Genomic DNA, 15,748 nt, shown 5'->3' on the forward strand with positions numbered 1-15,748 from the left:
AATTCATTTAAAATAATAAAAGGCACATATTTTAATTAAATCTTTAAAATTAACAATACATAAATGAAGTGTTATAAAAATCTGGATATAGCTGATTTTCAAAAAACTATTAATTTATAAATTTAGCATAAAAAAAACCATTATAAAAATGGTTTTAGAAAAGTTAACAATTCACAGACTAATAATCGTTATCGTCGGGAATATATCCCTGATTATTTCCTGGCTGAACCTTCGGTTTTTCTTCGTCTTTTTTATTCGGTTTCTTTTTATCCTTCTCTTTCTCTTTTGAACTTGAAAAATTCATATAATCGGGATTTGCATAAGAATCCGGCAAATCATCAGGAGAAGTTTTTAAGGCTTTCTCTAATTTATGGTTTTTGAAAATTTTATTTACCAGTTCGCTAAAAGTATCAAAATCTACTTCATACGAAATACCAACTCCCTGAGTATAACCAATTCCCTGACCAACATAATTAATATCATTTTCCTTATTAAACAAACGAAGGTTCATAGATCCGTCTTCGTTAACTCTGTAAAGAATTTCAATATCTCCCACAATTGCCGATTCGTTAACACCTCCAACCGGAACTCCAAGTTTTCCGTTTATGGATATTTTTTCATTAATCTGAGAAGATATATTAGCCACAAACTGACCGTCGGCTTCCTGACCAATTCGTTTGTCTGCCGATACAAAATTCAAATCAATATTAAATTTATCATTATCTGATTTAATAATTCCACCCAGTAAACTTGCGGCAGTTTCTGCAAATGTTCCGGATAAATCGCTTTGGTTAAATCCATCCGGACTCATAAACGAACCTGTTGACAATAAATACAATGCCTGCGTTTGGCGCACATCTTTATCATCTAACTTATATTGTATTTCTGATTTTAAAACATTACTTACAGATGGAAACTGAATATCAAAATTAGGTTCCGGGCTTGTTAAATCTCCCCTCAGACCAATAACAACTTCTACAGGCACTTTTTTATTGAAAGATGAATTATCCAACAATACAGCAGGATTTGCCGTGGTTCTGTAAACGGCTTCTAAATTTAACTGAGCCTTCATTGGGTTACCCTCCCAAATAATAGATCCTCCTTTTTTAACTGCGAATTTTTTATCAATTAAACCTCCGTACTTAAAGTTATAAGTCCCTTCGTATGCCTGGAAATCTCCCCACATATTAAATTTACCCAATGTATTGATCTTAAACAACAACGAACCGTATCCTTTTCCTTTCATTCCATGACCGGAATTTCGATCCAGAATTACCTCGACTTCGGCGTCTGGCGTAATATCAAAATCAAATTCTAACTCAAGTCCGTTATAGTTTCTGGTTTTCTCGACAATACCGTTTGCTAAATTATATTTCTCTTTTGGCGTCACAAAATGTATCCAACTGCTCTCTCCTACACTTTGTACATTATTAATAGGTATCTTAACTTCTGTTCCTTTTTCAGACTTGGCATCTACCTTAATAAATAAACTTTCTGTTGGTCCTTTTATACTTGCCGTACCATTAATAAATGCTGTACCAAAATAAGCGGCATCGTCACTGTCTTTTGTATCAAGTGCCAATAATCTTTTGGAAGTTATAGTTAAATCTAATTTCCAATCGCCAAAATTGTGATGTTCGATACTTCCGTTCAGTAATCCTTTCGTACCATATTTAGTATCTGTTAACTGATTATTTCTAAACAAAAACTTTTCATCAGTTAAATCAATAACTGTTCGATCGCTTAATTCATAATCTGTATTAAGGTACGGAATTGTCATTCCTGCTTTTTCTACATATAATCTACCATTGATTTCAGGTTTTTTAAGATTACCCACAACAGCGGCATTTCCGGAAACACTTCCTCTCACATTCGACAAAACATCTCCACCAACCGTTCCTAAAGTTGCCAGATTAAATCCTTCGAGTTTTAGCTTTAAATCAAGAAAAGTCTCTTTGTTTTCTATCGAAAAATTTCCGTTGGCACTAAACGATTCTGTAAAACCATTTTGTATAGACGAATTTATGGTAAATTTTCTCAGGCTCTCATCTCCGGAAATATCAAAATTTAATGTTCCAAGTTCCGTTTTATTTAAGTTAAGATGGTCAATGACAATAGATGCCGTGGGCTGATATACATCTTTGTTTTGTTTAAAATTGACGCTTCCGTTCAAATTACCATTAAAGACAAACTTCGAAGTGAGCGGTGTAATTTTATTGATATCAACATCTTCAAAATTCAGTACTAAATCTTTATAATCGGTGCCTTTTATAACTCCGTTTAAGTCAATTTTCTGATCTTCATGCGAAAGAACAATATTGTCTATATTAAAGTTGCTGAAGTTTTTATCAAAAATAATTTGATTATCTGATCCGTCTTCTTCATTTAAATACCATAAATAATCTTTAAATTTCATTTCAGATTTTTTGATACCAACAATATTGTTTTTGTTTTTATCAATAGTATGGTACAAGTTCATATTAAAATAATCATTGCCCTTTTCGCCTCCTTTAAACTCTGAGCGCACAAATAAAGTATCTTTTGAAGTTACATTAATTAAATTAAAATCTCGGATTTTATAATAAGGCGTTTTAATGCTATCCAACTCTATAAATGCATTATAAAGCGGGTTTTTATTATCGATATTGATTCTGATATTATCAAAAGTATTTTTTGCTGCCGTAATTTTTTGTGATTTAAATCTAAACTTAAATTCATTTAAATCGGCATCAATTCTACCGCGCACAACAGTTGAAGAATCTATATTAATTTCAGGATAAAGCATTTCGACAACTTTATCATAAACATGAAAATTGAAACGCAGAAACTGTCCTTTTTTAATTTTATATGGCTTATAATTGGTGTAAAGACTTCCTACTGAATTCATCACCAATTTATCTAGTTGCGCAAACTGAAATTTACCCACAATTTTCCCGTTAACTACATCCGTAGAATTTATAGTTATGGTACGCAATTTATCCGCATCAAAACTAGAATTGATTGTTAGTTCATCAAAAGCATAAGTCGACTTTGGATTTTGATATACAGCATCTTTTATATAAATATTTCCCTGAAGATTTTCGATAGAATTTCCTGTAACTTCGACAACTGCATCGCCTTGAAAATGAGATATGGAATCGTTTACAAACTTCAGTTTTTTCAAATCGGCATTTTCAACATTGATGTGGAAATCATATTTACTTTCACGCTTGCTCAAATCAACTAAACCATCAAATGTTAAAGTCAAATTAGGATCATTGACAGAAATTTGTCCTTTATAATAAGGCAATTTAAAATTACCATTTACTACAATATTATTATAAGTGTATTTATTATAATCCAGTTTTGCAATATCACCTTTTATAATTGTGTTTAGATATTTCTCTGTAAAACCAACACCGTCAACATCTAAATTTAAAGTAGTCCTGCCGAGATCCTTTCGCTGCAATAGTGCACCAACATCAAAATTATCCAAAATAATATTTCCCGAATAAGAAGCTTTATCAATAAAATCCATGTGGTTCAGATGCAAATCTACCTGACCATTTCCTAAATCTGTCGCAATTCTAAAATCACTTTCTAATTCTGTTGTCGAAACCTTTGCTTTTCCAACAATATTAAATTTACCAATTCGCTTAAGCTCTTTAGGAAGTTTTTTTCCTAAAACAATTGGCATCAAAACCACCAAATTATCATAGCTGGAAGTTAATCTGTCAAACTTTCCCTCCATGGCAAACTTTTGCTCTTTTGTACCTAAAAGATTTCTGAAATTAATGTTTCCGATAATTCTTGAACCATTTGTATCAGAAAGCCTAAGTTTTTTTAAATTAAGATTATTAAGCGTTCCTTTTATCTTAGATCGAAGTTTAAAATGCTGATTTTTACCCAATCCGTCATAAAAATAACGAATATCATTTGTAGCAATTGAAGCCGAATCAAGCGCAACATCAAACTTAACTTTATCTGTAAAAGCAAGAAAATCTCCTAGTTTATAATTTAAAATCGCTTTACCATATATTGATGATCTTTTGGTTTTTATGGCTAAATTTTCAAGCTTAATTTGTTTTTTGGTATAACTGAATTTCGCAGCCAAATTAGAAACATACAAACCACGATGATCCAGAAAAGAAAACCTGTGAATCGTCGTATTTACATCCGGCCCATATAATTTGAAATCACTGATATAAGCATTAAGCTTTTTAAAATCAAGAAATTGTGGGTTTTTCTTATTTTCATCCACAACCGAAAAAGTACCTTTTGAGATATAGGCATTTTTGGCCGTCAGTAAAAAATGTTTATTGGTTTTTGAAGGCTTATCAGAATCAAATAAGCGAATAAATTTATTGATATTATTTTCGTTTTCGCCTTTGTAGGTTTTCAAATTAAAAATCAAACCCGTTAAACGAAGATCGCCGAAAATCAAATCACCATCAAGAAGTCTTTTAATACTCAAAATATCAGTACTAATAATGTCTGAATAAATTAAAGTCTTTTTATGATGATCACGAATCAGGACCGTTTTTAGTTTAACTCCGCCAAAAATATTGATGGCAACTTTATCTACAGTAATATCTGTTTTAAAATCTTCATTTAAGGAATCTGTAACATATCGTGCAATTTTAGTTTGCACAATAGGCAAAGAGAGTGTTATAGCCAATGCCAACAAAAGTAAAATTAACCCAATTAGGGTTCGTGATATTATTTTCTTTACTTTTTTGATAGCTCTTTAATTTTAGTTTTCTTTTAAATTTACTTTGAACAGACAAAGAACGACTGTTTTTGATAAAAATTCTTTAATTTTGGCTTCTACTTCAATCAAAGAAATTTAAAAATTTGATTTGTCAAATATAATCCAAAATTCGTGCCTTTATATGCAAAATTCAGAGGTTTTTATTCTTGCCATCGAAAGTTCTTGCGATGATACTGCGGCTGCAGTTTTACATAACGACAAAGTACTTTCAAATGTTGTGGCTAACCAGCTAATTCATAATCAATACGGCGGCGTTGTTCCTGAGTTGGCTTCGAGAGCACATCAGCAAAATATTGTTCCTGTGATTGATGCTGCACTTCGCAAAGCAAATGTACAAAAAGAACAATTAACTGCCATTGCCTTTACACAAGGACCTGGCTTGATGGGTTCTTTATTGGTAGGAAGTTCTTTTAGCAAATCACTTTCATTAGCATTAAATATTCCGCTAATTGCTGTAAATCACATGCATGCCCATATTTTGGCGCATTTTATTGATGAAGAAGGTTTTGATAAGCCAGAATTTCCGTTTTTGGCCCTGACCATTAGTGGCGGCCACACGCAAATTGTAAAAGTAAATGGTTTTTTTGATATGGAAATTATCGGTGAAACCACTGATGATGCAGTTGGAGAAGCTTTTGACAAGAGTGCAAAAATTCTCGGACTTCCTTATCCCGGCGGACCTTTGATCGATAAATATGCCAAAGAAGGAAACCCAAAAGCTTTTGCTTTTACAAAACCAAAAGTACCCGGACTGGATTTTAGTTTCTCTGGTTTAAAAACAGCAATTTTATATTTTATTCAGAAGAAAAAATTAGAAAACCCAAATTTCATCGAAGAAAACCTCAATGATATTTGCGCTTCTATTCAATATACAATTATCGAAATTTTGATGGACAAGTTAAAATTAGCGGTAAAAGAAACCGGAATTAAGCAAATTGCCATCGGCGGTGGGGTTTCGGCAAACTCCGGAATCAGAACGCGTTTGAAAGAAAGTGAAGGCAAATATGGCTGGAAAACTTTTGTTCCAAAATTTGAATACACTACAGATAATGCTGCCATGATTGGAATTGTAGGATATCAAAAATATTTATCAAATCGCTTTGAAACTCAGGCAGTAGTTTCAAAAGCACGAATTCAATTTTAATTATGCAATTATTTTACAATCCGGATATAGACGAAACGACTAAAACTTTTTCTTTTGATAAAGAAGAAAGCCGTCACATTATAAAAGTTTTACGCAAAAAAGACTCTGATATTCTTCATGTTACAAACGGCTTAGGTTTAGTGTTTGAAACAGAAATTACACTGGCTTCAGACAACAAATGTATTGTTGAAGTACTTTCGATAAAAAAAACTCCGGAACCAAAATTCCGTTTGCATCTGGCGGTTGCGCCAACCAAAATGAACGATCGTTTTGAATGGTTTTTAGAAAAAGCTACAGAAATTGGTATTCAGGAAATCACGCCAATTTTTTGTGATCGCTCTGAAAGAAAAGTGGTTAACAAAGAACGGTTTGAAAAAATTATCCTTTCGGCGATGAAACAATCGAATGAAACGTATTTGCCAAAATTAAACGAGGCTATTTCATTTAAGGAATTTATCAAACAAAAAAATGAAGGTTTACAATTGATCGCACATTGCGAAGAAACCGATAAAAAATCATTGAAAGAAGTTTTAAAACCAAATGAAAACGTAACCTTATTAATTGGTCCCGAAGGCGATTTTTCTGAAAAAGAAATTGCATTGGCTTTAGAAAATAATTTTCAGCCGGTAATGTTAGGAAATACACGATTACGCACTGAAACTGCTGCTGTTGTGGCGTGTCATAGTGTTGTGTTTTTTAATGAGAATGTTTAATTAGCTCAAAACCTTTGTCAAAGTTTCGAACTTTGACAAAGGTAGCTGCAGAGATCTTTCCTCCGTCGAGATGACAAGATTGTGTAAACCGGACAGGTTTTTAAAACCTGTCCGGTTTAATTAGCGTAAAACCTTTGTCAAAGTTTGAAACTTTGACAAAGGTTGTTGAGGAGCTACTTGCGGAGATTTCTCCTCCGTCGAAATGACAAAACAGGCCGCATATAAAAGCAAATTACCAGATAATTTATAATTAAATGAAAAAAATATTTTACTTATTATTCCTTCTTTCCCTTCCTTCTTTTTCGCAGGAAATAGCTTTATTAAAATACAGCGGTGGAGGCGATTGGTATGCAAATCCAACCTCTTTGCCTAACTTAATTCAGTTTTGTAATTCAAATATCAATACGAGAATAAAAGCGAAACCATCAACGGTTGAGCCGGGAAATCCTGACTTGCTTTCGTATCCTTTTGTACATATGACAGGTCACGGAAATGTGGTTTTTAGCGATACTGATGTCGAAAACTTAAGAAATTATCTTACTGGCGGAGGTTTTCTTCATATTGATGATAATTACGGAATGGATCAATATATTCGAAAAGAAATCAAAAAGATATTCCCAAATAATAATTTGATTGAAATTCCCGCAAATCATCCTATTTTTCAAAAGCCATTTCCTTTCCCTAATGGTTTGCCAAAAATTCACGAACACGATGGAACACGTGCTCAGGCATTTGGCATTTTTATCGAAAACAAACTGGTTTTATTATATACGTACGAATGCGATCTGGGTGATGGCTGGGAAGATGCAGAAGTACACAATGATCCGCTTGCAGCAAGAGATAAAGCGCTAAAAATGGGCGCAAACATTATCAATTATATTTTTACTAATTAACATCTAAAAGGTGCAGCTTACTCACGAAGAAAATCAATTTGAGCGAAAAACATTTCCCATAACTTTGGTTTGTGATCATATTTATTTTCAACAAAATATCGGTTCTCTCTTTAGAATTGCCGAAGCTTTTGGTGTAGAAAATATTATTTTTTTAGGAAAAGATATTCCGCTTACGCCAAGAAAAATTAATAAAACGTCAAGAAGTACACATCTTTATGTGCCACATACTGTAATAGAACAAACGGCTGAAGTTGTCGATTATTTAACTTCAAATAACTTCGAAATCATTGCTTTGGAAATTGCAAGCAGCAGCAAACCTCTTAAAGAAGTTACAATTCCTGACAATCAGAAAATTGCATTGATTGTAGGAAGTGAAATTAACGGAATATCAGATGAAATTTTAAAAATTTCGAACCAAATTGTGCACATTAATATGTTCGGAAAGAACAGTTCGATGAATGTTGTACAAGCCGCAAGTATAGCTTTGTACGAAATTACTTCTTAATAAATTTTGTTAAATTTTTGTAAGAACTAGATTATATAAGGGATTGTAAAATTCTCACAAATAATTATTTGTAAATATTTTGCTACGTAAAACTTTTGTTATAAAATTGCGATATTGTTTAACTAATCAACAATATTATAACAAAAACCCCTATTATTATGAAAAAAGTTTTTTTATCCGCAGTTACAGCCTTGTTGCTGTTTTCTTGTCAAAATGACTCAACAGAATCAGGAGATTCAAATGTAAGTGCAATTGCCCACAGAGGATGTGCGACTCAGGAAGTTTTAGAAGCACAATTAAAAGCTGATCCGACGTTAGCTATCAGAATGAATGAAATTGAAGCTTTTACAAACAACGCGTTATTAACCAAACGCTTAGTAAACGGAAAAGTTGAAATTCCGGTAGTTGTAAACGTACTTTACAGAACAACAGCACAAAACATTTCTAATGCTCAGATTCAATCTCAGATTGATGTATTAAACAAAGATTTCAATGCTTTAAACTCTGATTACAACAGTGTTCCTGCTTTATTTTCTGGTGTTAAGGCTAACGTAGGAATTACGTTTGTTTTAGATCAGGTAATTAGAAAGTCGACTACAAAAACATCTTGGGGAACAAATGATGCCATGAAAAAAACGGCTCAGGGTGGTATTGCTCCAACTTCTCCAACTACAAAACTTAACTTATGGTCTTGCGCTATTGGCAATGGAATTTTAGGTTATGCACAATTTCCAGGCGGGCCTTCTGCTACTGACGGAGTTGTAATCGATTCAAGATATTTTGGATTGTCAGGATCTGCAAATGCTCCGTTTAATTTAGGAAGAACTGGTACTCACGAAGTGGGTCACTGGATGAATTTACGTCACATTTGGGGAGATGCAACTTGTGGAAGCGATTTAGTATCTGATACTCCAACTCATAACGAAGAAAACTATGGTGTACCAGCTTATCCACACTACAGTACTTGTTCTGGTACTCCGGTAGAAATGACAATGAACTACATGGATTATACTGATGATAATGCAATGTACATGTTCTCTAACGGACAAAAAAGCAGAATGGCTGCGATTTTTGTAACCGGAGGTCCAAGAGCTGCATTTGGTATCTAAAAAGACATTCAATTTCATACACTAAAAGCGAGATAGTATATATCTCGCTTTTTTTGTTTTACCCCAAAAATCTAAAAGCTTTTTCCTATATTTATAATCTAAAACTGAATCATGATCACTTCAAAAATTATTTCTAACGGGATATTACGAGCTTTAACCACTATCTTAGTTGTTGGTATAATTTTATATTTTTTATACGAAATTCAAACCGTAATTGTCTATTTATGTATTTCATTGATATTATGTTTGATAGCAAATCCGTTAGTACAATTTTTAAAAAACAAATTAAAATTCAGTAACTCATTGGCTGCCACAACTACCATAATTGTTTTCATATTAACAATGATTGGTTTTATATTTTTGTTTGTTCCGTTGATTATTTCACAAGCCAATAATTTATCTCTTTTAGATACAAATCATTTACAGGCGCAATTTTTAGAAGCCGAACGAAGCATTGAAACTTACTTTAACATTCCTCACGTAGATTTGAATAAAGTATTGAAAGAATCTAAGATAACATCCATGCTTAGTTTTAGTTATTTTACAGGATTTATCAATTCTATTTTAGGATTCGTTGCTGATATGGGAATGGGATTAGTCTCTGTATTTTTTATTACTTTTTTCTTTATTAAAGATCAGGATAATTTTAAATCGACAGCCAGAAAAATTTTGCCAGATAATAATGAAGATAAAATCATCAATTCTGTTACTAAAATCAATCACTTTTTAACCCGTTACTTTATTGGTTTGCTGCTTCAATTAACGGTTGTTTTTATTTTGTATTTAATTGTCTTAATGATTTTTGGAAACAGAAATGCCTTCGTAATTGCTTTTCTGTGTGCTATACTAAATATTATTCCGTACATAGGGCCAATTATTGGAACTGTTTTAGCAGGACTTTTAACAATGATAAGCATGATTGGAAGTGATTTTCAAACAGAAATTTTACCAAAAACTATTTATGTAATCATCGGTTTTATGATTGTTCAGGCAATTGATAATAATATTAGCCAGCCGATAATTTCATCAAAAAGTGTAAATTCGCATCCGTTAGAAATATTCCTGATTACTTTAATTAGCGGAATTACTTTTGGAATCGTAGGAATGATTATTGCAATTCCGGTTTTTACAATGGTGAAAGTAATTTTGAAAGAATTTTTTCCTGACAACAAAATTGTCTCCGTATTAACCGAAAGAATTTAGCATTGAACACTTCTATTTTACAACAAAATATTCAAGAATTCATTACCCAAAATAGCGGTGTTTCGATTACAAAATTAGCGCTTCAGAAAAGCCCTTTTCCTGAAGTAGAATGGATTTTAATTCTAAATCAAATTGAAGCCAAATCAAAAGCAAAAGACAAATTGCCAAGCTGGTTTTCAACAGAAAATATAATTTATCCAAGCAAAATTTCTGTAGAACAAACCTCATCAGAAAAAACAGCAGCTTACAAAGCTTCTTTAATTTCGGGTGAAAGTTTAATTGATCTTACAGGAGGTTTTGGTGTAGATGATTATTATTTTTCTAAAAACTTTAAAGCTGTTGCACATTGTGAAATAAACGAAGATTTATCGGCTATTGTAAAACACAATTTTGAGCAGTTACAAGTTGATAATTGTACCTTTTATGCTGATGATTCTTCAACTATTTTAAATAATTTAGAGCAAAAGTGGGATTGGATTTATATTGATCCTTCTCGAAGAAATGATGCAAAAGGCAAAGTTTTTATGCTGAAAGACTGTTTGCCAAATGTTCCGGAATCTTTAGATTTTTACTTCGAAAAAAGCAATTCAATTTTAATTAAAACAGCGCCTTTATTAGATATTTCGGCAGGTTTATCTGAATTGAAATTCGTAAAAAATATTCATATCATTGCTTTGGAAAATGAAGTAAAAGAATTGCTTTTTGAAATTCACAATCATTATTCAGGCGAAATAACCATCAAAACAGCTAATATTTTAAAAGATAAAACTGAAACTTTTGAATTTATTTTGGGCGATCAGTTAGATTTGCCTTTTTATCATTTACCACAAAAATTTCTGTACGAACCCAATTCGGCCATTATGAAATCCGGTGGTTTTGATGAAGTTAGTACTTCTTTCCAAATAAATAAACTGCATAAACATTCTCATTTATATACTTCTGATGAATTGATTGATTTTCCGGGAAGAGCTTTTGAAATTGAAAAAGTGATTTCATACAGCAAAAATGATATGAAAACCGAACTCTTAAATCAACAGGCAAATATTACCACGAGAAATTTTCCGGACACGGTAGAAAACATTAGAAAAAAATGGAAAATAAAAAATGGAGGAAATTTGTATTGTTTTTTTACAACAGATAAAAATGATAACAAAATAGTTTTAATTTGCAGAAAAATAACTGAAAAATGAAACAACTAATTACATTAACTTTTTTCCTATTAACCTTTACCGCTTTTGCTCAAAAACCATGTGAATACAGTGCAAATGTATCTGATTCTATTGGTACTTATAAAGTTACAAACGAATACATGATAAGCGAAAAAAACTTTGGCGGAACTTCAAATTATGTGTTCTTTTCATTGGCACAAACTGATGGTTTACCAACTTTAAACCTGCAATTGATTCAAAAAAGCAAAGATTTTGTAAAAGCAAATTGTTTTGACAAAAACTCAAAAGTATTTTTACAATTGCAAAACGGTAAAATTGTAACGCTAATTCATATCGATCAGGAAAACTGCGGAACTCTTATTCGCGATAAAGAATATAATAACAGGGTAACTACCGGAATTTTCATGTTTATGAAAGATAATTTTGAAGAACTAAAAAAATCTCCTGTTACGATTATGCGAATTAAATATTTAACTGATATTGAAGATTATATCGTAAGAAGCGAATTAACTTCTGAAATGAACAAAAAAGTATATCATCCGGATACTTACTTTATGGAAAACATTCGTTGTGTAGAATAACTATTCGCTCTATCTCATAAAAAAACCATTCCGCAAAACGGAATGGTTTTTAAATTTTAACCTGAATTCAATTTAATAACTTACTTTTTTTGTCTCAGTTCGATTATTATCTAAAACAACTTTTACTATCAAAATCTGATGACGGTTGGTTAAATTATCTATAACCAATTTAGAATCGCCAATTTTCTCTTTTTTGTAGAGTAAACTACCTGACATATCATAAACAAGAACCTCATCAATATTTTCATTGAAAGTTTCAACGTTAATCACTTTGTTTGCAGAAGCTATTGAAATTGAATTGTTTGCCGATTTTGCACCTTCTGGTGCGAAAAATTGATAAGGAACTCCAACTGTTACGTCCTGATCACAACCTTGCTCTGAAATTATTTTTAGAAGATAAGTACCGGATGACAGGTTATCAATAAGTAAAGAACCTGTATTTGATTCGTAAATTGTTCCGCCTGGACTAATCGCTACCAACGAATTACCCTCAGGTAAATTTTCTACAAAAATACTCCCCAAAGATCCAGATGTTTCTGGTGTAGTTGTAATTGTAACTTCTGGCGATTGGTTAATAGGTACTGTAAAAACCGAACCTGTACTTACCACACCGTTCGCATCTTTTACAGTCAATGTTCCGGTATAAGTTCCGCCAATAGTTCCCGCAGGAATCAGAATCTTGATTGGGCTGGCAGGTAATTCTACATCTGTAACGGCTGCAAAACTATTTGCAGGAGAAGAATCCCAAACAATACTATAAGAGACCGGAGATCCCGTTGTTGCACTGTAGCTTAACGCTGTTCCTTGCAGATCATTACTTGAACAAACAGTATTTGTTGATTCTGCTAATGTTATTGTTGGTGGTACAACCGCATCATTAACTATTATTGTTACTGCTAGATCCGTTTTACAAGTTCCGCTATAAATAGTCAGTAGTCCAACATAGCTTCCCTCCGGAATATTTGGAGATATTTCAATTGTATTGATTACGCCCCCGCCCGGAGCAAAAGTGAATGGAGTTAAACCTTGATTATCTATTGGACTATTAGTTGAAAAAACGTCCCAATTAATAGAATATCCTGTAGGGTTTCCTGTAACTGCAGTATATGCTAATGATGTTGTCTGCGAGTTGGTACTTGTAAAAACCGGAGAGATTGTTCCATTTGTTGTAATTGTAGGTTTTTCATTTACAAATACAGTAAAAGCCGTACCAATACTAACATCACCATTTGCGTTTTTTACGGTCAACAAACCGGAATAATCATCGACAGGAGTTCCGGCAGCAACTGGAATCGTAATTGCACCAGGCGGTAATACTGCATCAGTAACATTTGTAAAGTGTACCAGAGCAAAAGAATCCCATGCTATGCTGTAGGTAACTGGTGATCCGGTTGTTTCAGTATAATTTAACAATATACTTTGCGGATTAGAACTAAAACATACGTTATCTGAACTTAATCCGCTTATAGTTGGTAAATCCTCAACTGTTACAGTTGTGGGATCAGAATTTACAATTTCACAATTTCCACTTCGTACAACAGCTCTAAATTGTGTAGTTTCTGTTAATGCCTCTGAAAAATAAATAGAACTTACATTTGCGATATCAACCCATGTCGTAAACGGGCTTACAGCTGACTGCCACTTAAGAACGAATCCTGTATGACCTGATAAAGTCAGCAAACCACTTGTTTCACCAGAATTAATTGTTGTGCCACCAGTTACTGTTCCGCCAACAGTTTCTGGAGTTATTGTTATAGTTACCGGATATTGAGAACTGCAAAATTCATTTTTCAATATAAATAATCCTTCGTAGGTTCCCGGCAAAACATTTGCTGGTATTTCGATTTGGATTTTACTACCAGTGGGATCAAAAATGTTTGGAGTATCAGGAATATCATCTAAGAAAGCTGCATTTGCTGTGCTGTCCCAATCAATAGCATAACTTGTAGGATTTCCGGAAGAAGCACTATAAAATAAAGTTGATATTTGCGAAGTGTTGTTTGCACAAACTTCAGAAAATATTCCATCAAATTCAATTGTTGGAGTTGCATTTACGGTTACAGTAAAAACTGAACCTGTACTTACACCACCATTTGCATTTTTCACAGTCAATGTTCCGGTATAAGTTCCGGCAACAGCTCCCGCAGGAACTGCAATCGTAATTGGACTAGATGGCAATGCTGCATCTGTAACAGCTGCAAAACTATTTGTTGGAGAAGAATTCCAAACAATACTATAGGTAATTGGAGATCCCGTTGTTGCACTGTAACTTAACGCCGTACTTTGTGCATTAGCACTTGTACATACATTACTTGCAGCTAATCCCGTTATAGTAGGTAAAGGCACTACTGTAACCGTTGTTGCAGCAGAATTTGCTGCTGCACAAGTCCCACTTTGTACAACTGCTCTAAATTGCGTAGTTGCTGTTAATACTCCTGAAGTATAAGTTGTATTTGTATTAGCAATATCAACCCATGTCGTAAACGGACTTACAGCTGACTGCCATTTAACCACAGATCCTGTATGACCGGATAAAGTTAATAAACCACTTGTGCTTCCTGCATTAATTGTTGTTCCGCCTGTTACTGTTCCGCCAACTGTTGCAGGCGAAATAATTACTGTGGCTGTATTATTAGAAGTAATAGTTGAAGAACAAGTCGCAGAAGTAATTTTGGTTACTGTTATGGTACTAGAACCCACGGTATTTAATCCTACTGCCGTAAAAACACCGGTGCCTGCTGTGCTTACTGTTAAATTTGCTGTTAATGCTGTAGCACTGGGATTACTTCTGTTATAAGTCACTACGTAATTACCAACCGGTAATGATGATGCGCCAGAAGTTAACGTTACTGTTGATGTTGTACCACTAGAAGCACACACATTAGTTGCTGTTGTACTGGTAACATTATAAGTGGGACACGTATAAGAAATAGTTAGCTGACCTGCCGCACCAGTTCCTCCAACTTGAGCGGCACCTAATGCAGAATTTATTGCCCCACCGCCACCGCCACCTGGAGATGAACCAGCATTTCCGGGTGCAGTACCCAAAATTAGACTCGATAACCCCGGACCTCCCGCGCCTCCTGCGTTGGCCCCCGCACCACCAGCTCCTGAAGAAAGCAATAATGATAATAGTGAGGTACTGCCATTGCCTCCTGAAGTTCCTGCAAAACGAACTGTTCCTTTAGAATTGGCAACTGTTCCTCCAATGCCACCAACAGGTGTTCCACCTGCATTGTTTGCTCCTCCACCTGAACCACCAGCGGCTAGAAATAAAGATTCATAACCTGAAATGGTAGAATTGCCTCCTGCTGTGCCATTAGCTCCGGAAGCTCCCAAAGTTTGACCAGCCACCACTACATTCAAGGTAGCTCCGGGAGTAACTGTAAGTGTGGAGCTTGCAAAGGCACCTCCACCTCCACCGGCAGCACCTCTTCCTAAAAGCAATCCGGCACCGCTCGCACCTCCACCGGATCCTCCTCCGCCCCATGCACTTACATTAATAGAAGTTACACCATTAGGAACAGGAAATGCTCCATTGGTGACAAATGTTTTCGTGGTCTGCGCCCAGGAAAAAGTAATAATAAAAACGAGCAATAAACATAATTTTAGTCTCATAATAATTTTTTTTAATGGTTAAAAAAACTTTTGTTAATAATGAGGCTTATACAAAAACAGAAG

The 15,748-nt window shown here is 33.8% G+C and carries 10 protein-coding genes; 8 read left to right on the forward strand and 2 right to left on the reverse strand.

Going from position 1 to position 15,748, the window contains the following annotated elements; all coding sequences use genetic code 11:
* Positions 1-178: 178 nt before the first annotated feature.
* Positions 179-4,666 (reverse strand): translocation/assembly module TamB domain-containing protein, encoded by a 4,488-nt coding sequence (locus RT99_RS12310; RefSeq protein ID WP_042565056.1) that lies wholly within the window; start codon positions 4,664-4,666, stop codon positions 179-181.
* A gap of 205 nt (positions 4,667-4,871) precedes the next feature.
* Here RT99_RS12310 and tsaD point away from each other — a divergent pair, with 205 nt between their 5' ends.
* From tsaD to RT99_RS12350, 8 genes are all read left to right on the forward strand, one after another.
* Positions 4,872-5,894, forward strand: a complete 1,023-nt coding sequence (tsaD, locus tag RT99_RS12315; RefSeq protein ID WP_042565057.1) for a tRNA (adenosine(37)-N6)-threonylcarbamoyltransferase complex transferase subunit TsaD — start codon at positions 4,872-4,874, stop codon at positions 5,892-5,894.
* Positions 5,895-5,896: 2 nt separating this feature from the next.
* Complete coding sequence (locus RT99_RS12320) at positions 5,897-6,607, forward strand: 16S rRNA (uracil(1498)-N(3))-methyltransferase (RefSeq protein WP_042565058.1); 711 nt, start codon at positions 5,897-5,899, stop codon at positions 6,605-6,607.
* 254 nt (positions 6,608-6,861) lie between these two features.
* On the forward strand, positions 6,862-7,500 hold the full coding sequence (locus tag RT99_RS12325) for a DUF4159 domain-containing protein (protein ID WP_042565059.1): 639 nt from the start codon (positions 6,862-6,864) through the stop codon (positions 7,498-7,500).
* Between the two features lie 10 nt (positions 7,501-7,510).
* Positions 7,511-8,005 (forward strand): TrmH family RNA methyltransferase, encoded by a 495-nt coding sequence (locus tag RT99_RS12330; protein WP_042565060.1) that lies wholly within the window; start codon positions 7,511-7,513, stop codon positions 8,003-8,005.
* A 158-nt stretch (positions 8,006-8,163) separates the two neighbouring features.
* On the forward strand, positions 8,164-9,114 hold the full coding sequence (locus tag RT99_RS12335; RefSeq protein WP_042565061.1) for a zinc metalloprotease: 951 nt from the start codon (positions 8,164-8,166) through the stop codon (positions 9,112-9,114).
* A 111-nt stretch (positions 9,115-9,225) separates the two neighbouring features.
* Positions 9,226-10,317, forward strand: coding sequence for an AI-2E family transporter (locus RT99_RS12340; protein WP_042565062.1), 1,092 nt, complete (start codon positions 9,226-9,228; stop codon positions 10,315-10,317).
* Positions 10,318-10,319: 2 nt separating this feature from the next.
* Positions 10,320-11,507 carry a class I SAM-dependent methyltransferase gene (locus RT99_RS12345; protein ID WP_042565063.1) on the forward strand — a complete coding sequence of 396 codons (1,188 nt, stop codon included), beginning with the start codon at positions 10,320-10,322 and terminating at the stop codon, positions 11,505-11,507.
* Positions 11,504-12,067 (forward strand): hypothetical protein, encoded by a 564-nt coding sequence (locus RT99_RS12350; protein ID WP_042565064.1) that lies wholly within the window; start codon positions 11,504-11,506, stop codon positions 12,065-12,067. Before RT99_RS12345 ends, RT99_RS12350 begins: the two co-directional genes overlap by 4 nt.
* Before the next feature lie 72 nt (positions 12,068-12,139).
* Here the strand turns inward: RT99_RS12350 and RT99_RS12355 are convergent, their stop codons facing one another.
* Complete coding sequence (locus RT99_RS12355) at positions 12,140-15,685, reverse strand: T9SS sorting signal type C domain-containing protein (RefSeq protein WP_042565065.1); 3,546 nt, start codon at positions 15,683-15,685, stop codon at positions 12,140-12,142.
* Between the last annotated feature and the right edge of the window lie 63 nt (positions 15,686-15,748).

It is taken from the genome of Flavobacterium sp. MEB061, from assembly GCF_000834715.1.
GTDB lineage: Bacteria > Bacteroidota > Bacteroidia > Flavobacteriales > Flavobacteriaceae > Flavobacterium > Flavobacterium pectinovorum.